Raw genomic sequence first — 21,765 nt, forward strand, 5'->3', positions numbered from 1 at the left:
AATCTGGCATCACCTCTCGGATAACGGGATGTTAAAGGTAGATAGATGAGTAAAACAGGTTTTCCATTTAGCGCGGTTTTAGGCCAAGACGATTTTAAATTAGCACTTATATTGTCTGCAATTAATCCTGCTATTGGCGGTGTTGTTATCAGTGGGCCGCGCGGCTGTGCAAAATCTACATTGGCGCGAGGATTGGCTGATCTATTACCTGTTTCAGATGATGAGGGGGAAAAATCAGCTGATTTTGTGACCTTACCTTTAGGCGCTAGTGAAGATATGTTGCTCGGGACTTTAGATCTTGAGCATGTACTCAATGAAAAAACGGTGCGTTTTAGTCCAGGCTTACTGAGTAAAGCAGATGGTGGTGTGCTTTACGTTGATGAGGTTAATCTTCTACCAGATAATCTGGTTGACCTATTACTTGATGTGGCGTCTTCAGGGGTAAATCGTATCGAACGTGATGGTATTAGCCATAGCCATCGCTCCGAGTTTTTATTAGTCGGTACTATGAATCCTGATGAAGGGGAGTTGCGCCCCCAGCTCCATGATCGTTTTGGACTGTCAGTTGATCTGGATAATCAGTATCTACCCACAGAAAGAGTCGAAATTGTTAAGCGCCGAGAGCTGTTTGAACGCGAGAGGGAGCAGTTCTGTGAGGCCTACAAGGCAGAGCAAGAGCAGCTCCTTAAACATATAGAATCTGCACGGGTACGGCTAAACAGTATCAGCTGTGATGATCTACTACGGCTCGAAATTGCGGAGCGTTGTAGTGCGGCGCAGGTGGATGGTTTAAGGGCTGATATTGTTTGGTATAGGGCTGCAATTGCTAATGCTGCATTTCATCAACGTACTGCTGTTACTTTGCAAGATATAGATGATGTTGAAGCCTTAGTGTTAGCCCATCGACGTAAGGTAGAGCCGACGTCCTCGGATAAACAGCCGCCTAGTTCCTCCGAACAAAATAAGCCGCCATCATCACCTCAAACACAACATAGCTTTAAACGACCGGATGATAGTCATCGTGAGCGGGCTGAAGATGGACAGAAAAATTCAATAGAGAGTTCCGGTGGGGAGGGGGATTGGGGCCCAATGTCAGCTCAAATGGAACAGCAGAAAACGGCTGATATTACGCTAAATGTAGAGTCCGTTAAAGCAAGTGGGACGATGGCCCGATCACCTTCTAAACCAAATGCGTTGACTATGTCTGAATCGAGCAAACGGCCGGATTGGTACGCTACTTTAATATCCAGCCTGTCTAGCTGGCCGCCAGAGAAACTGCGTTTTAAACCGAAAAAACAGTCAGACGATATACTGCATCTCGTATTATTAGATACCTCTGCATCCACATTGCAAGCAGAGAGCTTTGCTCATGCTAAGGCTGCACTGCTGCAGATCTCCCAGCAAGCGTATATAGCAAGGGAGAAAATTACGCTCTTTGGTTTTGGTAATAGCCGTGTTGACCGCCTACTGTCCAAGGTTCGTGCACCTAAAGAGCTCAGAGAGTGGTTGGATCAACTGAGTGCTGGCGGTGGGACGCCGATGCGTGCTGCATTTTTAGAGGCGCAAGTTTATTTGCAAAAATTACTCCGTCAAAACCCCCAACTACAGATCCGCAGTTATGTTCTGACTGATGGCCGTAGCAGTAGTTCTCTGGACGGTGTTCAGCTCCCAGGTGAACTGGTATGGATCGATACTGAACTTAGTCAGATTAAACGGGGCAAAGGTCCTCGCTTTGCCCAAACATTAAACGCAACCTATTTATCTTTGGCTGGAGCATATTAATGAAGACCCATCAGGAACGCATGGCGAAAAAGAAAGAAGTGATCGATAAACGCATCGCCAGTGCCACTGAAGAGCGTGGCGTTTTAATTCTCCTTAAAGGCAACGGTAAAGGTAAAAGCAGCTCCGCTTTTGGTACGATGGCGCGCTGCGTAGGCCATGGTAAAAAGGCAGCCGTGATTCAGTTTGTGAAAGGGCGTACAGAGACCGGCGAATATAAACTGTTCCGTGATCATGCATTGATTGATTGGCACGTGATGGGACACGGCTTTACGTGGGAAACCCAAGATAAAGAACAAGATATAGCTGCGGCGGAAAAAGCTTGGCAGATAGCGGAAGCGCTCTTGCAAGATGATCGTTATGAGATGCTGGTTTTTGATGAGATGAGCTACATGTTCAAATATAAATACCTTGAACTAGCTCCAGTGATTGAAGCCCTAAAAAATAGGCCTAAAAATCAAAACGTAATGATTACAGGTCGGGTAATGCCCGAAGGGTTAGAAGAGATAGCGGATACCATCAGTAGTATTAGAGATGAGCGTCATGCATTTCGTCTAGGGGTAAAAGCACAAGCGGGAATTGAATACTGATGACCGATCTATCCACTTCTGTTTTGTGTCCTGCGTTATTTCTTTCTGCGCCAAGTTCCGGTGAAGGAAAGACGACTATTACAGCGGCGTTAGCGCGTTACTTTACAACTCAAGGTAAAGTGGTACGGGTTTTTAAAACGGGCCCTGACTATTTAGATCCGCAAATTTTAGCGCAGGCTTCAGGGCAAGATGTTGAGCAGCTAGACCTATGGATGGCTGGGGATAAGTATTGCCAGCAAAAACTATTTGAAGCGGCTCAAACGGCTGATCTTATTCTAGTTGAAGGGGCGATGGGGATGTTTGATGGTGATCCATCAAGTGCAGATCTAGCTGCCCGTTTTAATATCCCTATAGCTATAGTGATGAACGTTAAAGGGATGGCTCAAACGGCTGCTGCCTTAGCGATGGGCATGGCGAACTATCGTGATGATGTGAAGGTTGCAGGTCTTATTGCCAATAATTGTGGTACAGAACGTCATGCTGAGCTGATTCGTGATGCCTTACCTAAAAACCTACCATTATTAGCCACATTAGCAAGGGATCCTGAGGTCGCTTTACCTGAACGCCATTTAGGTTTAGTGCAAGCAGATGAGGTGCGCGATGAGCTTGAGCAGCGCTTTACTTTAGGTGCTCAGTGGATCAAAGGCCCGTTGGCCGAGCCGAATGCAATTATTGATCTGCCCGAAGCGGTTGAATTTTTTAGTGCAGAGGTCGCTCCAGTGGCACCTTTGTTGGTGGGTAAAAGGATTGCGATCGCTAAAGATGCAGCCTTTAGCTTTATTTATGATGCTAATTTGCGTTCATTGCAGGAGATGGGTGCAGAGTTAGTGTTTTTCTCCCCTTTATTTGATCAGCAGTTACCAGAGGCTGATGCGCTCTGGTTACCGGGAGGTTATCCAGAACTGCACGCTAAAGCACTGTCTGAAAATAAGGCCATTAAAGAGCAGATCAAAAGATTCCATCAGTTAGGTAAACCTATTTTGGCTGAGTGTGGTGGGTTTCTTTACTGCCTTGAAGATTTAACCGATTTGGATGATCAGGTATACCCCATGAGTGCAGTTATTGCAGGTCATGGGGCGATGCGCGGAAAACGGGGGTGCCAAGGAATGCAGACGGCTATGTTGCCAGAAGGGACTGTACAAGCGCATGCGCATCACCGTTCTCGTAGTCATGCAACACCGGAGCCTATCGCCTATGGTAAACGCCAGCGACATCCTGCGCCGGGAGAAGCGATCTATAGAGAGCAGGGGCTAACCGCTAGTTATTTACATCTATTTTTTGCCTCAAACCCTGAAGCGATTGCCGCTATCTTTAGTGGTCAGTATGAATCAAAAACGGATTAAAGGTTAATGCGATATGTGGCCTGAGAGTAGTGAACAGAAACAGGAATTGCGCAGCGGTTTAACCACTGGCTGCTGCGCAACTGCTTGTTGTGTGGCTGCTGCTCAGGCATTACTGGCGACTAAACAGCCAGCTAAGGTTGAGGTTTTATTGCCCAGAGGGCAGTTGGTCGAATTAGTAATAGAAAGTTATCAACAACTGGGCGATACCGAGCAAGGTATTCGCACTGCAACCATCAAGGATGCAGGGGATGATCCAGATGTAACTCATGGTGCCACAGTGTTTGTGGAGTTGCGGTTAATTGCAGAGAAAGGTGTGTTTTTTAAACCGGCTAAGGGTGTAGGTACAGTCACTCGTGCGGGTTTAGTGCTTGAAGTAGGCGAACCTGCGATCAATCCCATACCCAGGAAGATGATGCAGGAACATCTTATTAAGAGCGCGGAGACCTATAACTACAGTGGTGGGTTTGAAGTCTCTGTTGGGGTTGAGAATGGCGAACAGATCGCCTTAAAGACGATGAATCCTCGGTTAGGTATTTTGGGTGGTTTATCTATCTTAGGTACAACCGGTATTGTGCGGCCTTATTCCTGCGCTGCTTACATTGCGTCTATTCGACAGGGAATCGATGTTGCGCGCTCAAATGGAATCTCCCATGTTGCAGCAACAACGGGCAGTACTAGTGAAGCTGCGATTAAAAAACAGTACCAGTTACCGGATATGGCGTTAATTGAGATGGGTGATTTTATCGGCGCGTTACTGAAACATTTAAAGAAAGCGCCAGTAGAAAAGGTCACTATTTGCGGTGGCTTTGGCAAAATTAGTAAGTTGGCACAGGGGCATATGGATCTTAATAGCCGAGCATCCAGTATTGATTTTAAACATTTAGCTGAGATGGCCGTTGCTGTTGGTGCAGGCACAAGATTGGTGGAAAAAATATTACAAGCAAATACCAGTATGGAAGTGTTGAAACTGTGCCAAGAGCAACATTTAGATCTGGCCTCGGAGGTGTGTAGTAGAGCGCTTATAGCCGCCCAAGGGATGTTAAAAGATAGATTGCCTGAAATGGAGCTAGAGGTGTGGGCGACTGATCGTAAAGGGCAGTTTGTCGGACATGTTAAGGCTGAGGATCTACAGTGAAAATACTAATCCTTGGCGGGACTTCTGATGCACGTAAAGTCGTTGCGGAGCTGGAAAATAGAGATCTGCTGAAATCGTTACAGGTCACTTATAGTGTGGCGGGTTTAGTCCGCGTGCCCGAATTTTCGTGTGAGGTGATTAGTGGTGGTTTCACTCAACGGGGCGGGTTAACACATTATTTAAGGGAATTAGGTTTTGATTTAGTTATTGATATTACTCATCCCTTTGCTTTGCAAATGAGTACGGCTGCTGTTGCTGCCTGTGCTGAGTTAGCTATTCCTTGTTGGCGCTTTCATCGTTCAGCCTGGCAGGCTCAAGAAGGGGATCAATGGCAGTTGTTTGATAACTGGGATGGATTGATCAAAGCAACAGAGCCTTATCGCAGTATATTTTTAACGGCGGGACAGATAGAGAAGCCTTTAATTGATCAGTTTAAGTTGCAAGCAGAGCTGACTGGGCAAAGGCAGATTATCCGAACGGCAGCGCCTCCCAAAGCTGAGTTGCCCGAGACGATGCAGTGGTTAAAAGCAATAGGGCCGTTTAATCATGCAGATGAAAAACAGTTATTGATTCAGTATGACGTGGATCTTTTAGTGAGTAAAAATAGCGGCGGTAGCGCGACTGAAGCTAAGTTAGCGGCGGCCCGTGAATTAGGTGTTCCTGTGTTTATGTTAGAGCGACCGCAGTTACCTGCGGCGGATTGTTTATTAGATTCGGTTAATGACGTAGTTAATAAGATTGAGAATAAAAGGGTTGGAGTGTGACTGTGATATATGAGATCAACCCTCAAGCGATTGAGCAAGAAAGTTTTCGCCAGATCCGCGCGTTAACGGATCTTGCAAATTTAACACGTGAGCAGCAACAGGTGGTGATGCGAATAGTGCACAGTGTTGGTATGCCAGAGGTTGCCAGTAGTGTTTGTTTTAGTGCGCAGGCGTGTGAATCAGGGATTAGTGCTTTAGCGCGTGGAGCCAATATCCTCTGTGATGTGGAGATGGTAAAACAGGGAATAACTAAGCGTATGATCAATCAGCCGCCACTTTGTTATCTAAATGATTCGCGAGCGGCTGAATTGGCACAAGCGAGCGGTGAAACACGCTCTATGGCGGCAGTTGAACTGTGGCGTGATCAGTTAGCGGGTAGTGTTGTAGTGATAGGTAATGCGCCGACTGCATTGTTTAGATTACTAGAGCTGATTGAGCAGGGAGCGGATAAACCCGCGTTGATTATAGGTATGCCTGTAGGGTTTGTGGGCGCGGCGGAATCAAAGCAGCTTTTATGGGATCAGCATCAAAATTTAGGTATTGAGTGCATTACGTTACTGGGTCGGCAAGGAGGTAGTGCCGTAAGTGCGGCCAGTTGTAACGCATTACTCCGTTGTATCCGTGGGGAGTATTACTAATGACAGGCCAGATTCAAGTGGTGGGTTTAGGTGTTAATGCAAAGGCCGATCTATCGGCAGAGGCACTACAAGCGTTGCATCAGTCAGACCTTGTTATTGGCTCAGAAAGGCAGTTAGATACCTTAGAGCAGATAATGCCGGTTGGTAAAGAAAGCATAGTTCTGCCTAAATTATCTGCGCTTAAAGCGCTAATTGATGAGCAACTTGTAAAGGGCCGGATCGTTTTAGTCTTAGCGTCAGGTGATCCGCTTTTTTACGGGATTGGTCGTTGGTTTAGCCGTTATTTCTCGGCTGAATTACTTACCTTTTATCCTGCGGTGTCTAGTCTGCAAGTAGCCTGTCACCGATTAGGAATTGCTTTTCAGGATGTTGAAGTGCTCAGTTTACATGGGCGCCCTTTATCCAAATTAAGAACACGCTTGCGTCAAGATCAACCTTTATTGCTCTTAACCGATAAACACAGTACTCCTGAAGTTTTAGCCAATGAGTGTATTGCTTGCGGGTTTTCTGAGGCCAAAATTACGGTTTGTGAAATGCTTGGTTATCCACAGGAGATGATCAGATCGTTTACAGCTCAAACCCTTTCTAATACAGGGCGTTCCACTAAGTTCGCTTCTTTGCATGTAACACTACTTGAACCCGGTTGTAACCAAGGATTTCTACCTGCCTTCCCCGGTATTCCTGACCAGCATTTTGTGACCGATAAAGAGGGTGCGGGCCGTGGAATGATCACTAAACGGGAGGTGCGCTTATCGATTCTCTCCTTGTTGCAAGTGGCTAAAGGTGAGTGTGTTTGGGATATAGGCGCCGGTTGTGGTGGTGTTGCAGTAGAGCTGGCTTATTGGAATCCGAATAGTGATATATATGCCGTAGAACATCACTCTGATCGTTTTGATTGCTTAGAACAAAATCGCCAGCGTTTTGGGGTAGTGAGTAACCTTTCTATTATTGAAGGTCGAGCACCTCAAGCATTAGCTGATCTGCCGGCCCCTGATAAGGTTTTTATTGGTGGCAGTGGTGGTGAGTTAGCGGCGTTGTTAGATCAAATATGGACCTTACTTCCTCCCGGGGGGATTTTGCTCGGTTCAGCGGTGACGGAACAGAGCAAGTGCGATTATTATCAGTTTAATCAAACGCGCACCCAGAGGGCAGATAGTGAGAATGAAACCCTCCAATTAAGTGTTAGTCGTGGTGATCGTTTAGCGGGCCAGATTATGTACCGTCCAAGCTTACCGGTTACTTTGTACCTGTTTAAAAAGGAACCCTTGTCGTGAATGTTGTTAAAGGGCGGTTTATCGGCGTAGGGGTGGGTCCTGGTGATCCAGAGCTTCTTACTGTGAAAGCGTGGCGGCTTATTCAGCATGCGGATGTCCTCAGTTTTCTAACTAATGATCAGGGTGAATCACAGGCCCGTCGTATAGCCCTTGAGGCGATCGAATCGGCTGTAGGGGGGCAAACTGAAGTTCCCATTTATATGCCTATGCTTAAAGCACGCAATTTGGCGAATCAAGCCTACGATCAAGGTGCAAAAGCGATCGCTGAACAGTTAGATAAGGGACTAGATGTAGTGTTTCTATGTGAAGGTGATCCACTTTTTTATGGTTCTTTTAGTTATTTATTAGAGCGTTTACAAGGGGAGTACAGTTGTGAAGTTGTACCGGGAATTAGTTCTATTAATGCTGCCGCCGCCTGTTTAACGCAACCTTTAACGATGTTGAAAGAATCCTTTGCTGTATTGAATGGTCGTCATAGTGATGAGCAGATTCTTGCTGGGCTTAACCAGTATGATTCTCTGGTTATTATGAAAGCAGGCCAAGCACGACCACGAATTCTAGCTTTATTAGAGCAATCAGGTCGTCAAGGTGAGGCTAAGTATCTTGAATATATAGGGCGTGATAATCAAAAAATTGTCAGTGATCTTAGCAGGTTGGATCGAGTTGCAGGTCCTTATTTTTCCCTTTTTGTCGTGGCGCGTGGTCAGGGAAGAGAGAACCAATGATACGTGTGATCAGTCTGACGGATAAAGGCCAAGCATTAGGTAAACGCTTGGTGGCACAATTAAATGATGCGCTGTTATCCCATAAACCTCAGCCCTTTAGCCAACAAGTGCAAACCTATTTTACGGCAGGTGAACGCTTAATCTTTATCTGTGCGACCGGTATTGTGATGCGTAGTCTTGCGCCTGTTTTAGCCGATAAATATACAGATCCCGCGGTACTGGTATTAGATGAAAATGGACGGTTTGTTATCCCTTTATTATCAGGGCATGAAGGGGGGGCTAATGATTGGGCATTACAGGTTTCTAAGCTGATTAATGCAGAGCCGGTCATTACTACAGCTAATGCTTATCTACACCCTATTTATAGTGTAGGTATGGGGTGTGAGCGCAACTGTCCAGAAGCAGAGCTGGAAGGTTTGTTTATGCAATCTTTACAGCAGCAAGGGCTGTCTATTAAACAGATCAGTTGTTTAAGCAGTATTGATATAAAAGCAGATGAGCAAGGTTTGATCTCACTCGCTGCCAAGCTTGGTATTCCCTTCCTAACGTGGAATAAACAGCAGTTAAGCACAGTTGAAGAGCAATTAAGTACGCGCTCAACTTATGTTCATAGCATTGTTGGTGTTTACGGGGTTGCGGAATCAGCCGCGCTTTATAGTGCGTTGCAATGTGCGGCAGCGTATTCAAAACAGACCGATATCACCTTGGAAACTAGCCTAGTTGAACAAGCGGAACTGGTTATGAATAAACAGAAAACCGCTAAAGCGACTTGTGCAATAGCCAGAGCTTACGCTAGTTAATGCGTTGATTACCCAATAACTAAATAGATTAGAGAGATAGATGAGTCAGTTATATGTAGTAGGTACCGGCCCCGGTGATTCACAGCTCGTTGCGCCTAAAGCGTTAACAGCCATTAACGCCAGTAGTGATCTAGTGGCATATGGGTTGTATTTAGATCTATTGGGCGGTGTTTGTGATGGAAAAACACACCATGATCTGCCTTTAGGTGAAGAGATTGGCCGAGCGCGTCTAGCTTTAGATCTTGCTGCGAGTGGTAAAACCACTGCGCTGATCTCTAGTGGTGATATAGGCATCTACGCCATGGCAACTTTAGTGTTTGAGTTACTAGATCTGCAGTTACAAGGTAAAGAATCTCATCCCGAATGGCTGGATGTTGAGATTGAAGTGATCCCCGGAATCTCTGCTATGCAGGCGGGAGCAAGTCGTGTGGGGGCGATGCTCGGGCATGATTTCTGTACTGTTTCTTTGTCGGATCTTTTAACGCCTTGGGAAACTATAGAGAAGCGTATTCACAGTGCAGGTAGTGGTGATTTTGTTATCTCATTTTATAACCCTGTATCGAAAAAACGGGATTGGCAGCTGAACAGCGCCCGCGACATTCTATTGCAATACCGCCCAGCCGAAACACCTGTATTGCTGGGCCGCCAGCTAACCCGTGAAGATGAGTCAATCCGTATTATTCGGTTAGACCAGCTAGACGCTAAAGATGTGGATATGTTCACCATGGTGAGTGTAGGTAACAGCGAATCTAAGCATATTGTTAACGGCAGTAAAGAGTGGGTTTATACCCCGCGGGGATACAGTAAAAAACTATGACGGTTTATTTTATAGGTGCTGGCCCAGGTGACCCTGAGCTAATGACATTAAAAGGTCAACGGATTTTACAGCAGTGCCCTGTAGTGTTGTATGCGGGGTCATTGATTCCTCGTGAAGTACTGGCCTCGGTTGAAGGCAAAGCCGAGAAAATTATTGATACCGCCAGCATAGATCTAGATGAGATTACCCAGCACATTCATCAAGCGCACGCTGCGGGCCAAGATGTTGCCCGTTTACAATGTGGTGACCCATCACTTTATGGCGCTATAGGTGAACAAATTAGGCGCTTAGAAGCTGAAGATATTGATTATGAAGTGGTTCCCGGTGTTAGCGCTGTGGCGGCTTCAGCGGCTTATCTTAAAAAAGAGTTAACCCTATCCGGTGTGTCACAAACCATTATTATGACCCGTTATGAGGGGAAAACACCTTTTCCTGAGCGGGAGCGGTTACCGCAATTGGCTCAAAGCGGCGCGACTTTAGCGATTCACTTAGGGGTGACCCGCATTCATAAAATTGTTGAAGAGCTGATCCCCCACTATGGAGAAGATTGTCCTGTGGCTGTGTGTTATCGCACCTCATGGCCAGACCAAGACAAAGTGGTTGGAACCTTAAGTAATATTATTGAGAAAGTACGTGAAAAGGGGTTTACCCGCACTGCGTTAATTTTGGTAGGGCATGTTTTAGATTGTGATGATTTTGAAGAGTCCTATCTCTATGCAAAAGACCAAGCACATATCTATCGGCCCAAGGTGAAACCTGAAAAACCACGCACAGTTAACCGCGACAAACGCTAAGTTTAAGCGTTTCTATATAACAGAATTTAAGCCTAAACCGACTTTTAAGAGTAGATAGAATGCAACTAAATAAGATCCCAACCACTGTTGTTACCGGCTTTTTAGGTAGCGGTAAAACGACTTTGTTATCTAATGTACTTAAGCAAGCCGCGGGTAAACGTATTGCTGTAATTGTTAATGAGTTTGGCGAACTCGATATTGATGCTGATCTATTACGTAGCTGCCCGCTGGATTGTGATGATGAGCAAGCCACTGCCTCGGGTGGCGAAAATGGTATCTATGAACTCGCTAATGGCTGTATCTGCTGTACCGTTGAAGAAGAGTTCCTTCCAGTGATGAAACAGTTAGTTGAACGTCGTGATGATATTGACCATATCCTTATTGAAACCAGCGGTTTAGCCTTACCTAAACCCTTAGTTCAAGCGTTTAACTGGCCGGGTATTAAAGAGTATTGTACTGTTGATGCGGTGATTACGGTGATTGATGGGCCAGCGGTTGCTGCGGGGCGTTTTGCTCATGATGCGCAACAGGTTCAGGCGCAACGTTTAGCCGATGAAAGCCTAGACCATGATCCAAGCTTACAAGAATTATTGGATGATCAACTTAGCGCAGCAGACCTTGTGGTTGTCAGTAAAAATGATCTATTGGGGGCTGCTGAACGGGAGCGGGTTCAAGCGGTGATTAGCGCTAAAGTGCCGAGTGCCGTTAAGACCACCTATATCAGTAATGGTGAAGCTGAATTGGATACGCTGATGGGTCTCGATGCCGCAGCAGAAGAGCGTATTCACGATGTTCATAACCACCATGATCATCATCACGCGCATGGTGAACATCATGATCATGCCCATGATCACTTTGACTCCTTTGTTATTACACTAGGTGAGGTGGATAGCGATAAGTTGCAAGTGGCGCTTAAAGGCCTGTTAAGTGAATTTAATATCTACCGTGCTAAAGGGTTTGCCGCTTTGCCGGGAAAACCTATGCGTCAAGTCTTACAAGCCGTTGGTAAACGCTTAGATGTATATTTTGACCGTCCATGGGGAGCGGATCAGCCTAAAACGCAATTGGTTTTTATTGGCAAAGGGATTGAGGAATCTGTTATTAAAGCCGCACTTGAAGACGCTTTAGTTTAGGCGACAGTAACTATGCACTTACTTGCTGCCCAACCCGGTGGTTTTGTTGATGATGAAGGTATTATCGATTTAAACCAAACACCGGCTGACCTGGTTATTCTTTCTGCCGCAGACAGTAGTCTGGGGGCCTTAGCTGCCGCTGTCTCTCTTTATCAGGAGCAGGGGCCATTAGATGGTTTAGCTAAAGGGCAGTTAGCAGATATACGCCTTGCCAATTGGATGCAGTTATTAAAACCTGCGGCCTATGATCTGTATGAAGATAAAGTATTAGATAAAGCGAAAGTTGTGGTGTTATCGCTTTTAGGCGGCGCAAGCTACTGGGCATATGGGTTTGAGCGGTTACAAGATTGGGCGGCGGCTGATACGGATCGAACCTTGATTATAGTGCCTGGTGATGATGCCTTAGATCCGCAGTTAATTAAGGCCAGTTCAGTTTCTGAAGCAGAATGTATCCGTGTTTGGCGCTATTTACGCGAAGGGGGTGTGGATAACTCGTTGCATTTACTGAATGCCTTAAGCAGTGAATATTTAGCTTTGCCTCTGCGCTGGCATGAACCTACCTCTTTACCTAAGTGCCTGCTTTATATGCCGGTGACAGATGAGAAAACAGTACGAAAAGAATCGATAAAAGCCTTAGGGCAAGCCACTTTCAATGAGTGGCAACAGCGTTGGGCAGAGAATGTAGCCAAACAAAATAGTGAGGCGACGGCGTTATTACTGTTTTACCGGAGTCACCTGCAAAGCGGTAATACAGAGATGTTTGATCAGTTGATCGCTGAGTTAGAAGATCAAGGGATCAAGCCTTTGCCCGTGGCGATTACCTCCTTGAAAGATGCTGAATCACTGGCGTTAGTGAATGCACTGTTGGAGCAGAGCCGAGCGAGTTTGATTATCAATAGCACGGGTTTTGCCTCAAATACGGTGGCAAGTCCTGATCTTTGTTCGCAACCCAGTGAGTTTTATTCACCCTTTATGCGTAAAGTGCCAGTATTACAACTGGTGTTATCGAGTAGTACAGAAGAGGATTGGCAAACCCATAAGCAAGGTTTACGTAGCCGTGATATCGCTATGCAAGTGGTTTTGCCTGAGATGGATGGGCGTATTCATACCCGCGCTTTAAGTTTTAAAAGCGAGGCCTATTACGATGATCATAGCCAAGTATCTGTTGTGCGCTATCAGCTCCATAAAGAGCGGGCGCAGTTTGTTGCCCAATTAGTTAAGCGTTATGCCTCGCTGTCTACTAAAGCAAATAGTGATAAGCGTATAGGGGTTATTTTAGCTAACTACCCGACTAAAGATGGCCGTATTGGCAATGGAGTTGGCTTAGATACGCCAGCTTCTGCTTTGAATATTTTACAGGCATTGCAGGGTGCGGGTTATCCACTTGATAGCTTGCCTGAGAGCGGCGATCAATTAATCCAAGCTTTATTGGGCGCAGTGACCAATAACCCTAATACACTTCATCAATTGCCCTGTTGGCAGAGTATAGCTTTAGCGGATTATCAACGTTGTTTTAGGCAATTACCTGAAGCCTCTCAGCACGCGGTGCTTGAACAATGGGGCGGTCCTGAACAGGATATTAAATACCGGAATGGACGTTTAATGCTGTCAGGTATTCGTTTAGGTGAAACTTTTGTCGGTATTCAGCCCGCACGGGGGTTTAATATTGATTTAGTGGCTAACTATCATGACCCAGATCTGATTCCCCCTCATAATTATTTAGCCTTCTATTTTTGGCTGCGTGAGTGTTACCAAGTCGATGCGATTATCCATGTGGGAAAGCATGGCAATTTAGAGTGGCTACCGGGCAAGGGCAGTGCATTATCAGAAAACTGTTGGCCTGATATAGCCCTAGGGCCTATGCCTCACTTCTATCCTTTTATTGTCAATGATCCAGGAGAGGGGGCACAAGCAAAACGCCGTACTCAAGCGGTGATTATTGATCATCTTATGCCGCCGATGAGTCGTGCTGAAACTTATGGCGAAATGGCCGTTCTGGAAGGGCTGGTGGATGAGTATTATCAAGCGATGGGGATGGATGATAAACGTCAGCAGTGGTTAAGAGATGAGATTCTTAAACAGGTACAAGATACGCACCTGTTAGAGGAATTAGGTGCGTCAGATCTAGTGGATAAAGATGAGGTATTGACTGAGTTAGATGCTTACCTTTGTGATATTAAAGAGGCGCAGATTCGTCATGGCTTACATATCTTGGGTGAACTGCCTAACCCTGACAAATTAGCAGAAACCTTAGTGGCTCTGTTACGTCTCCCGCGAGGCGACGATCCGAGTGCTCAAGGTATTTTGCATAACCTCGCTGTTGATCTCAATCTTGCAGAGGGTCTAGATCATCCGTTTGATCCATTAGAGGCCACACAGAAAAGCTGGCAAGGTAAAAAGCCGAAACTTTTAGCTGCTATATCTGATCAACCTTGGCGGAGTGAAGCGGATACCCGCGAACGTTTAGAGCTACTCGCCCTAAAGCTGATTCAGGATTATATATTAAGGCCCCAGTCTCTTGATGACTTGGCGGAGCTACCGCGGATTAAAGAGCAGCTCGCCTATGTGCAAGCCACCCTTTATCGTGCACTCCTGCAAAGTGCTGAGTTAGAGATCCAATCATTACTGGATGGTTTACAAGGCATATTTGTTAATCCGGGCCCCAGTGGTGCGCCGACTCGGGGGCGTTTAGATACCTTACCTACAGGACGCAACTTCTATTCTGTTGATAATCGCTCTATACCTTCTCCTGCTGCGTGGGCTATAGGTGAGCGTTCAGCACAAGCTTTGGTTGAACGCCATCTGCAAGATCAAGGTGATTATCCACGTAGTTTAGGTCTCTCAGTGTGGGGTACTGCAACTATGCGTACCGGCGGGGATGATATTGCGCAAGCTTTTGCTTTGATGGGGGTGCGTCCTATTTGGGCACCGGGTTCCAATCGGGTGGTGGACTTTGAAATAATTAGTAGCCAACTCTTAGGTCGGCCACGAGTCGATGTAACCTTACGAGTATCGGGTTTTTTCCGTGATGCGTTTCCTAATGTTATGCGCTTATATGATGCCGCAGTGCAAGCGATTGCAGCCTTAGAAGAGCCGGGTAGTAGTAATACTATTCAGCAAAATATACAGAGACGCCAGCAGCAGTTGGTAGAGCAAGGCGTATCAAGCGAAGAGGCTCTACGCCAAGCCAGTTATCGTGTGTTTGGTAGTAAACCAGGAGCCTACGGGGCGGGGTTGCAAGGGTTGATTGATGAACGCTGCTGGGAGCAAAAGAGTGATCTTGCAGAGGCTTATCTCAATTGGGGCGGTTACGCTTATACCGGTACTTTTTCTGTTAAGAGTACAGAAGGTGTAGTGCAGGATGATGGTGTAGCGGTACCTGAGACCTTTCAGTATCAGCTATCCACTTTAGAGGCGGTCGTACAAAATCAGGATAATCGTGAACACGATATTTTAGATTCCGATGACTATTATCAGTTTCAAGGTGGTATGAGCAATGCGGTCGAAGTGTATAAAGGTGAAGCGCCGCAGGTCTACCATAATGACCATTCTAATCCGCAAAAGCCTAAAGTACGTACCTTAAAAGAGGAATTAAATCGTGTGATTCGCTCCCGTCTGTTAAATCCTAAGTGGATTGGGGCAATGCAGGAGCATGGTTACAAAGGTGCGTTTGAGATGACGGCGAGTGTGGATTACCTTTTCGCTTATGATGCGACGACTAATCTGATTGCTGATTATCAATATGAAAAAGTATCTGATGCCTTGGTTTTTGACACACAGAATCGCGAGTTTTTAGAACAACATAATCCCCATGCATTAGAAGAGATTGCCGAGCGGTTATTAGAGGCAACTCAGCGGGGATTATGGCAGGAACCGGGTGACTATAGTGAGCGTTTACAAGATCTTTTATTAGAAATTGATGAACAACAAGAGTCGATATAAACAGAATGTATCTACAGATAAATGCCCGTATTTGGAATTTAGATAGATGAGCGGATTTAGATCACCCCATACATTGATGGTACAAGGTACGACCTCTGACGCGGGTAAAAGTATCTTAGTGACTGCGATTTGCCGTATTTTGGCACGCCATAAGATATCAGTGGTCCCTTTTAAACCGCAAAATATGGCATTAAATAGCGCGGTGACAGCGGATGGTGGTGAAATAGGCCGTGCTCAGGCGGTTCAAGCCGAAGCTTGTTATCTAGCGCCCTCGATTGATATGAATCCTATATTGCTTAAACCTAATAGCGATATAGGCGCACAGGTGATTGTGAACGGAGCAGCGATCGGCAATATGAAAGCCACGGAATACCATGCTTTTAAACCGCAGCTTTTAACTGAAGTTGTGCAAAGTCATCAACGGTTACAGCAGCAATTTTCAGCGGTTATTGTTGAAGGTGCAGGGAGCCCAGCGGAGATCAATCTGCGCGAGCATGATATTGCTAATATGGGCTTTGCTGAGCGTATAGATTGCCCCGTTATTATTGTGGCCGATATTGATCGTGGCGGCGTGTTTGCCCATCTACTGGGTACTTATGAGTTACTTAGTGTGTCAGAAAAGGCGCGGGTAAAAGGATTTGTGATCAATCGTTTTCGGGGTGATGTCTCACTACTTGAACCGGGACTTGATTGGTTGACCGCTCGTACCGGAGTGCCTGTATTAGGTGTTATACCTTATCTGGCTAATCTGCATATAGAGGCGGAAGATGCGGTCAACCAGCAACAGAAAAATGCTGGAAACTATCAACAGTTAAAAGTGGTCGTTCCACTCTATCCTAGGGCCAGCAACCATACAGATTTTGATGTTTTACGTATGCACCCTCAGGTTGATTGTGAGTTTATGAAAGAGGCTTCGCTATTTGCTGGTGCAGATCTGATTGTTTTACCTGGTAGTAAAAATGTACGCGGTGATCTGCAATGGCTAATGGAACATGGATGGGATGTGATTATAAAACGACATCTGCGCTTAGGCGGTAAAGTGATTGGTATCTGTGGCGGTTATCAGATGTTAGGTCATTGGGTTCATGATCCCGATAATATTGAATCAACGGCCGGTTCTAGTGCTGCATTAGGGTTATTAGATATGGAAACGACCTTAATGGATGATAAGTGTCTTCGTAATGTTAGTGGCTATTTGTGTGGCAGTGAGATAGAGGTTAAAGGTTACGAAATTCATGCAGGTGAGAGTAGAGGCCCCGCTTTAGAAACACCTCTATTTCAGTTGATTGATGAAGGGGGTAAGCAGCGCTATGAGGGGGTACGTAATAGCGATAATACGCTTTTAGGAACCTATCTACATGGGGTGTTCGATCACCCTCAGCTACTGGCTGAGTTATTAGGTTGGGCTGGTCTTACACAAACAGAGTGTTTTGATTATCCCGCTTTCCGCGATCAGCAAATTGATCGTTTAGCCGATGCGGTCGAGGCGGTGATGCCACTTAGCTTATTAAGTGCATTGCTGGATCTTGAGGAGCGATCAGCCGTATGAGTATTGCTTTGAGTTTATTGGCTGCTCTGTTGTTAGATTATTGGTTTAAAGAACCTAAGCGTTTTCATCCTTTAGTGGGTTTTGGCAATATGGCGAGCTTGCTCGAAAAACGCTTTAATCTGAATGACAAAAAGGGTGGCGTTCTTGCTTGGTGTCTAGCTGTTTTGCCTTGGGTGTTTTTGGGTTTTCTTTTGCAATATAGCTTGCTGGATATGCCTGTATTAATGGCTCTTGTAGCGGGTGTTGTGCTTTATTTTGGCCTAGGCTGGCAGAGCTTGTTAAGTCATGGGATGGCAATTGCTGAACCTTTAAAAAGGGGAGATCTGCAGGCTGCGCGTCAAGCGGTATCGATGATTGTTAGTCGAGATACGTCAGAGCTTGAGGAGGAAGCGATCGCTTCTGCTGCTACAGAGTCAGTTTTAGAAAATGGTGCAGATGCTATTTTCTCAGCGTTGTTTTGGTTCTGTTTACTCGGTATTCCGGGTGTAATTCTTTATCGTTTGAGTAATACCCTTGATGCGATGTGGGGCTATAAAAACACACGCTATGTGCAGTTTGGTTGGTGCGCTGCGCGTATAGATGACCTATTAAACTTTGTTCCCGCTCGGTTGACGGCTGCTAGTTATGCGTTGCTTGGAGATACTGCTATTGCGATAAAAGCATGGCGTGAGCAAGGGCGTATTTGGAAAAGCCCAAATGCAGGCCCTGTAATGGCCTCAGGTGCAGGGGCCATTAATGTTTCTTTAGGAGGAGCGGCAATCTACCATGGCGAGTTACAGCAACGGCCAGCTCTGGGACCTGAAACGGGCGATAAGCCGTCAGCTGAAAGTATTAAACTTGCCTGTGAATTAGTTAATCGAGTTCTGATTTTTTGGGTGGTTCTTATCTATGTAGTGACTGCTGTTTTAGTCTCTGTGCAGAGTGCAAGCCTGTGAAAGCAGAAACAGTTAAGTTAATCCATGGTGGTGATCTGCAATCGGCGGCCATGCGATATGGTATTGAGCTAGAGGAGTGGATCGATCTATCTACGGGGATTAATCCTTGCGCTTATCCTATCCCTAAGTTGAATGAGATCTGCTTTCAGCAGTTACCTTATCTTTCTACTGAGTTTAAGAAGGCGGTTACTTTCTATTACGGTAGTGATCGTTTTGCCGCTTGTAGTGGGAGTCAGCAGGTGATTGAACTCTTACCTAAATTACTACCTAAGCTGCCGGTACTCTTACCAAGCTTAGGTTATCAAGAACATTCAGAGAGTTGGATCAACGCTTGCGAGGATGAGAGAGATATTCATTTTTATCCCGCGACTGATCAGGATGTGGCGATAGAGCGTATAGAGTTTCAATTGGAACAAGGTGAGCCATTCCATCTAGTGGTTATCAACCCTAATAACCCTACTGGATTATCCTTTTCAGTGGCGCAGTTATTTGATTGGTCGTCTAGGTTAGCGGAAGGTGGTTTTTTGATTGTCGATGAAGCCTTTATTGATCTGCACCCTGAACAGAGTGTTTTATCCCATTATGATGAGTTTCATACTGTTGATAATCTAGTGGTGATGCGCTCTTTTGGTAAGTTCTTTGGTTTGGCTGGATTGCGATTAGGGTTTCTTTTTGGACCTGAAGTGGTGTTACAGGCGGTACATAATCGGATTGGGATTTGGTCGATCAATGGACCTGCTCAAGCTGTAGCTACAGCTGCTTTCAATAACCGTACTTGGCAGATGAATAACCGCGTAAATATTAGGCTAAATAGTGAAAGAACACTGACGCTGTTTTCGCCTTTATTAAAACGTATCGAGGCTAAAATGCAGGGGACTTCTCTGTTGTTTAGTAGTTGGTGGGTAGAGAGTGAGCGGCTGGAGCAGATGTATGACTTTTTTGCGCAACGGGGTGTGTTGTTACGAGTGATTGAAGAGGGTGTAGCGTTGAATAAACCTTCTGATTTGAGCCTTTTGCGGCTTGGTATTATTGATGCTGAGAATGAATCTATAGTGTTGAAACTTCAGCAAGTGATAGATGAATTTATTTTAACATTTGATTGAATTAGGTCACCCAAGTGTTTTTCACTTAGGTATGAATGTTGGTTCTGTAGATGCTCGATTGATTTGGGACTGATTGATAGATTCTTTTCTTAAGAAGCTGCAATTAGTTTTGACTCGGGTAAAATTCAGAACTTGTTTTTTAAGTTTTATTGGAGATAGCCCAGTGCCTAAAAAAGGTATTATGGTGTGTGGTCACGGTAGCCGTGATAAAGATGCAGAGCGTGAATTTAGTCGTGTGGCTGAGGGGTTGAAAAAGCGCTTTCCTGATATGCCTATCGAGTATGGTTTTTTAGAATTTTCTGCACCTAATATCCATATGGGGCTTAACTCCTTACTAGAGCAAGGTGTTGATGATATTTACGCGGTACCTGGGATGTTGTTTGCGGCGACACATGCCAAAAATGATATTCCATCGGTGTTGACTACCTATGCGGAGAAAAACGATGGGGTTTCTGTACATTATGGTCAAGAATTAGGCTTACACCCCGCGATGATCGAAGCGTTTCAAGCACGTATTTACGAATCCTTAGGTCTTGATCCGGCCAATCCGCCAGATAATCTTTATGACACTATGTTGGTTGTTGTCGGTCGTGGTACTTCTGATACTGAGGCGAACGCTGAAGCCGCTAAACTAACCCGCATAGTCAATGAAAATATGGGTTTTGGTTGGGCAGATACCGTTTATTCTGGAGTGACTTATCCCTCGGTAGGCGTTGGCTTAGAACGCTTAATTAAACTCGACTTTAAACGTATAGTTGTCGCGCCCTATTTTTTATTCACAGGTCGTTTAATTAAACGCATTTTCGGTTATGTGGATAAAGTTGCTACGGAAAATCCTGAATTTGAATTTATTAAAACTCCTTATCTAAATGATCATGAAAAAGTCATTGATGCATTTGAGATAAGGGTGCGAGAAATTTTAGAGGATGAGGGGCAATCGCCCAGTGAATCCTTGATGGAATCTTTCCAGCGACGTTTAGCCGCCGGTGAGGTGGATATTCATCATCATCATGCTGAATTTAATCCGGAGCATGAACACCATACTCATGGCCATGAGCATAGCCATCACCACTCGCATAGCCATGCAGATGATCATCAACATTCCCATGGAGTCTATGAACATATAGGGCATCCCCTAGGTCCTCGTACAATGATAGGCGAAGGGGTGTGTTGTTGCTTTATGAGCCAGTTTCCACAGGAAATCCTTGATGAAGAGAAGGATAAAATAGGCTTATCAAAACCTGAGGATGCTATAGCTCATAAGTAGTGGGCAAATGTGATTGATATTTGGATTCAGCATCAGGGGGCGATTAAGCCCCCTGATTAGTGTTGGGCGTGTTTATTTTCTATTTTGTTCAGCAATAATGTGCTGATAAGAGAACAGGTGATGAGAACCTGTATGGGGAGCGTGGCATGCCGCGCATTGGGTTAAGTCTTTATTGGCTCTTTCGCCGCTCGGTTTAAATGCTGCAAAATCCCAATCATCATTACCCATGCCTTCTGGGTACTCAGCGGCTGCACCTTCACGTCTTTCCATCACGGCAAGCACAGCCAGCTTATTGATGACTCTCTCTCCTAAGGTGGAGTTGATAACTTTACCATCGGCATCTTTTTCTACTTTGTAAACTTCCCCAACGATCACTGTACCGTAAGGTAATTGACCATTTTCTTCAGTACCGCTGAGCCCTTTATCGTTAATATATAATCTAATATATTGGTCAGGGTTTTGTGTACGATTAAGAGAGAGGTAAGGTGTAAAGTTGGTCAAGTAGTCTGCTGGGAAATTAATTTCATCTCCTGGACCCGCCCAACAAAGAGAGCTACCTATGATGCCTGCGGTTAGTGCTATAACTTTTTTCATTTCTTCATCCTCACATATTATTATTTTTGCGTTTTTGAAGTGATACTTAACATGTAATTAATATACATTAAATTTACTAAGAGTCTATTATTTGGATTATTTTTAGAACGATTTATTCGATGACAGGTTTGAGATGTAGCCTTTAGCGATAAAGTTGTTCGGGAGAGTAGGTTAGTTCGAGCTGGGTTCGTTCGGCTTTCGTTAACCTTTTAACTACTAGGCCATAGGAACGATCAATCAATCGTTCAATCTCTTTTTCTGGCATAGTTGGTTTTAGGACAACACTGATCCAATGTTTCTTGGACATATGATAGGCCGGTAGAATCTCAGGAAATATATCACGTAGCATAAATGCTTCATCAGGATCGCATTTGAGGTTTAAAAAAGCACAGCCGGCAAACTCAGCACCGAGTTCCTTTCCTGCTTTTCCGCATATGCCTAATAGAGCAAACATTTTATTTTTTACTTTAAATACCACTGTTTGTGGACCAAAGGGATATTCTTTATAAGCATCAGGACGAGAGAGAGCGTGTTTTTCTGCTTGTTTATAATCCATAAAGTCACTGCCCTTGGGTTTATTGAG

19 protein-coding genes are annotated in these 21,765 nt (G+C 45.1%); 17 read left to right on the top strand and 2 right to left on the bottom strand.

Going from position 1 to position 21,765, the window contains the following annotated elements:
* Positions 1 to 45: 45 nt before the first annotated feature.
* The 17 genes from ACOQOE_RS06545 to ACOQOE_RS06625 all read left to right on the top strand — a co-directional run bounded on the left by ACOQOE_RS06545 (position 46) and on the right by ACOQOE_RS06625 (position 20,588).
* Complete coding sequence (locus tag ACOQOE_RS06545; protein ID WP_420555260.1) at positions 46 to 1,782, top strand: AAA family ATPase; 1,737 nt, start codon at positions 46 to 48, stop codon at positions 1,780 to 1,782.
* Positions 1,782 to 2,369 carry a cob(I)yrinic acid a,c-diamide adenosyltransferase gene (gene cobO / locus ACOQOE_RS06550; protein ID WP_067861728.1) on the top strand — a complete coding sequence of 196 codons (588 nt, stop codon included), beginning with the start codon at positions 1,782 to 1,784 and terminating at the stop codon, positions 2,367 to 2,369. The genes ACOQOE_RS06545 and cobO overlap by 1 nt, the downstream gene beginning before the upstream one ends.
* The gene (locus ACOQOE_RS06555) at positions 2,369 to 3,712 is read left to right on the top strand and encodes a cobyrinate a,c-diamide synthase (RefSeq protein ID WP_067861725.1); all 1,344 of its coding nucleotides are present in this window, start codon (positions 2,369 to 2,371) and stop codon (positions 3,710 to 3,712) included. Before cobO ends, ACOQOE_RS06555 begins: the two co-directional genes overlap by 1 nt.
* 13 nt (positions 3,713 to 3,725) lie before the next feature.
* Entirely contained in the window at positions 3,726 to 4,847 is a 1,122-nt protein-coding gene (locus tag ACOQOE_RS06560; protein ID WP_420555261.1) for a cobalt-precorrin-5B (C(1))-methyltransferase, read from the top strand.
* A complete protein-coding gene (locus ACOQOE_RS06565; RefSeq protein ID WP_420555262.1) occupies positions 4,844 to 5,611 on the top strand; it encodes a precorrin-6A/cobalt-precorrin-6A reductase in 768 nt (255 codons plus the stop codon). The genes ACOQOE_RS06560 and ACOQOE_RS06565 overlap by 4 nt, the downstream gene beginning before the upstream one ends.
* Positions 5,608 to 6,249 (top strand): precorrin-8X methylmutase, encoded by a 642-nt coding sequence (locus tag ACOQOE_RS06570; RefSeq protein ID WP_067861716.1) that lies wholly within the window; start codon positions 5,608 to 5,610, stop codon positions 6,247 to 6,249. The genes ACOQOE_RS06565 and ACOQOE_RS06570 overlap by 4 nt, the downstream gene beginning before the upstream one ends.
* Positions 6,249 to 7,523 (top strand): precorrin-6y C5,15-methyltransferase (decarboxylating) subunit CbiE, encoded by a 1,275-nt coding sequence (cbiE, locus tag ACOQOE_RS06575; RefSeq protein ID WP_420555263.1) that lies wholly within the window; start codon positions 6,249 to 6,251, stop codon positions 7,521 to 7,523. Before ACOQOE_RS06570 ends, cbiE begins: the two co-directional genes overlap by 1 nt.
* Positions 7,520 to 8,248, top strand: a complete 729-nt coding sequence (cobI, locus tag ACOQOE_RS06580) for a precorrin-2 C(20)-methyltransferase (protein WP_420555264.1) — start codon at positions 7,520 to 7,522, stop codon at positions 8,246 to 8,248. The genes cbiE and cobI overlap by 4 nt, the downstream gene beginning before the upstream one ends.
* The gene (locus ACOQOE_RS06585; protein WP_420555265.1) at positions 8,245 to 9,048 is read left to right on the top strand and encodes a cobalt-precorrin 5A hydrolase; all 804 of its coding nucleotides are present in this window, start codon (positions 8,245 to 8,247) and stop codon (positions 9,046 to 9,048) included. The genes cobI and ACOQOE_RS06585 overlap by 4 nt, the downstream gene beginning before the upstream one ends.
* Before the next feature lie 40 nt (positions 9,049 to 9,088).
* Entirely contained in the window at positions 9,089 to 9,865 is a 777-nt protein-coding gene (cobJ, locus tag ACOQOE_RS06590; protein WP_067861704.1) for a precorrin-3B C(17)-methyltransferase, read from the top strand.
* Positions 9,862 to 10,659, top strand: a complete 798-nt coding sequence (gene cobM, locus ACOQOE_RS06595; RefSeq protein WP_420555266.1) for a precorrin-4 C(11)-methyltransferase — start codon at positions 9,862 to 9,864, stop codon at positions 10,657 to 10,659. Before cobJ ends, cobM begins: the two co-directional genes overlap by 4 nt.
* Before the next feature lie 59 nt (positions 10,660 to 10,718).
* Entirely contained in the window at positions 10,719 to 11,792 is a 1,074-nt protein-coding gene (cobW, locus tag ACOQOE_RS06600) for a cobalamin biosynthesis protein CobW (RefSeq protein WP_303416560.1), read from the top strand.
* A gap of 12 nt (positions 11,793 to 11,804) precedes the next feature.
* Positions 11,805 to 15,734, top strand: coding sequence for a cobaltochelatase subunit CobN (cobN, locus tag ACOQOE_RS06605; RefSeq protein ID WP_420555267.1), 3,930 nt, complete (start codon positions 11,805 to 11,807; stop codon positions 15,732 to 15,734).
* Positions 15,735 to 15,780: 46 nt separating this feature from the next.
* Positions 15,781 to 17,283 carry a cobyric acid synthase gene (locus tag ACOQOE_RS06610; protein WP_420555268.1) on the top strand — a complete coding sequence of 501 codons (1,503 nt, stop codon included), beginning with the start codon at positions 15,781 to 15,783 and terminating at the stop codon, positions 17,281 to 17,283.
* Positions 17,280 to 18,218 (top strand): adenosylcobinamide-phosphate synthase CbiB, encoded by a 939-nt coding sequence (cbiB, locus tag ACOQOE_RS06615; protein ID WP_067861690.1) that lies wholly within the window; start codon positions 17,280 to 17,282, stop codon positions 18,216 to 18,218. Before ACOQOE_RS06610 ends, cbiB begins: the two co-directional genes overlap by 4 nt.
* Positions 18,215 to 19,321: an aminotransferase class I/II-fold pyridoxal phosphate-dependent enzyme gene (locus ACOQOE_RS06620; protein ID WP_420555269.1), complete on the top strand. Its 1,107-nt coding sequence runs from the start codon at positions 18,215 to 18,217 to the stop codon at positions 19,319 to 19,321. The genes cbiB and ACOQOE_RS06620 overlap by 4 nt, the downstream gene beginning before the upstream one ends.
* A 181-nt stretch (positions 19,322 to 19,502) precedes the next feature.
* Positions 19,503 to 20,588 (top strand): sirohydrochlorin chelatase, encoded by a 1,086-nt coding sequence (locus ACOQOE_RS06625; protein ID WP_067862422.1) that lies wholly within the window; start codon positions 19,503 to 19,505, stop codon positions 20,586 to 20,588.
* A 72-nt stretch (positions 20,589 to 20,660) separates the two neighbouring features.
* Here ACOQOE_RS06625 and ACOQOE_RS06630 read toward each other — a convergent pair whose 3' ends face one another.
* Entirely contained in the window at positions 20,661 to 21,182 is a 522-nt protein-coding gene (locus ACOQOE_RS06630) for a cytochrome P460 family protein (RefSeq protein ID WP_067861684.1), read from the bottom strand.
* 142 nt (positions 21,183 to 21,324) lie between these two features.
* Entirely contained in the window at positions 21,325 to 21,738 is a 414-nt protein-coding gene (locus ACOQOE_RS06635; protein WP_067861681.1) for an MmcQ/YjbR family DNA-binding protein, read from the bottom strand.
* Between the last annotated feature and the right edge of the window lie 27 nt (positions 21,739 to 21,765).

The organism is Neptuniibacter marinus (genome assembly GCF_965223595.1).
Lineage (GTDB): Bacteria > Pseudomonadota > Gammaproteobacteria > Pseudomonadales > Balneatricaceae > Neptuniibacter > Neptuniibacter marinus.

Excerpts from the sequence above, each read along its gene's own strand:
- ACOQOE_RS06545 (WP_420555260.1), top strand. The coding sequence starts at position 46 with ATGAGTAAAACAGGTTTTCCATTTAGCGCGGTTTTAGGCCAAGACGAT.
- cobO (WP_067861728.1), top strand. The coding sequence starts at position 1,782 with ATGAAGACCCATCAGGAACGCATGGCGAAAAAGAAAGAAGTGATCGAT.
- ACOQOE_RS06555 (WP_067861725.1), top strand. The coding sequence starts at position 2,369 with ATGACCGATCTATCCACTTCTGTTTTGTGTCCTGCGTTATTTCTTTCT.
- ACOQOE_RS06560 (WP_420555261.1), top strand. The coding sequence starts at position 3,726 with ATGTGGCCTGAGAGTAGTGAACAGAAACAGGAATTGCGCAGCGGTTTA.
- cbiE (WP_420555263.1), top strand. The coding sequence starts at position 6,249 with ATGACAGGCCAGATTCAAGTGGTGGGTTTAGGTGTTAATGCAAAGGCC.
- ACOQOE_RS06585 (WP_420555265.1), top strand. The coding sequence starts at position 8,245 with ATGATACGTGTGATCAGTCTGACGGATAAAGGCCAAGCATTAGGTAAA.
- cobJ (WP_067861704.1), top strand. The coding sequence starts at position 9,089 with ATGAGTCAGTTATATGTAGTAGGTACCGGCCCCGGTGATTCACAGCTC.
- cobM (WP_420555266.1), top strand. The coding sequence starts at position 9,862 with ATGACGGTTTATTTTATAGGTGCTGGCCCAGGTGACCCTGAGCTAATG.
- cobW (WP_303416560.1), top strand. The coding sequence starts at position 10,719 with ATGCAACTAAATAAGATCCCAACCACTGTTGTTACCGGCTTTTTAGGT.
- cobN (WP_420555267.1), top strand. The coding sequence starts at position 11,805 with ATGCACTTACTTGCTGCCCAACCCGGTGGTTTTGTTGATGATGAAGGT.
- ACOQOE_RS06610 (WP_420555268.1), top strand. The coding sequence starts at position 15,781 with ATGAGCGGATTTAGATCACCCCATACATTGATGGTACAAGGTACGACC.
- cbiB (WP_067861690.1), top strand. The coding sequence starts at position 17,280 with ATGAGTATTGCTTTGAGTTTATTGGCTGCTCTGTTGTTAGATTATTGG.
- ACOQOE_RS06625 (WP_067862422.1), top strand. The coding sequence starts at position 19,503 with ATGGTGTGTGGTCACGGTAGCCGTGATAAAGATGCAGAGCGTGAATTT.
- ACOQOE_RS06630 (WP_067861684.1), bottom strand. The coding sequence starts at position 21,182 with ATGAAAAAAGTTATAGCACTAACCGCAGGCATCATAGGTAGCTCTCTT.
- ACOQOE_RS06635 (WP_067861681.1), bottom strand. The coding sequence starts at position 21,738 with ATGGATTATAAACAAGCAGAAAAACACGCTCTCTCTCGTCCTGATGCT.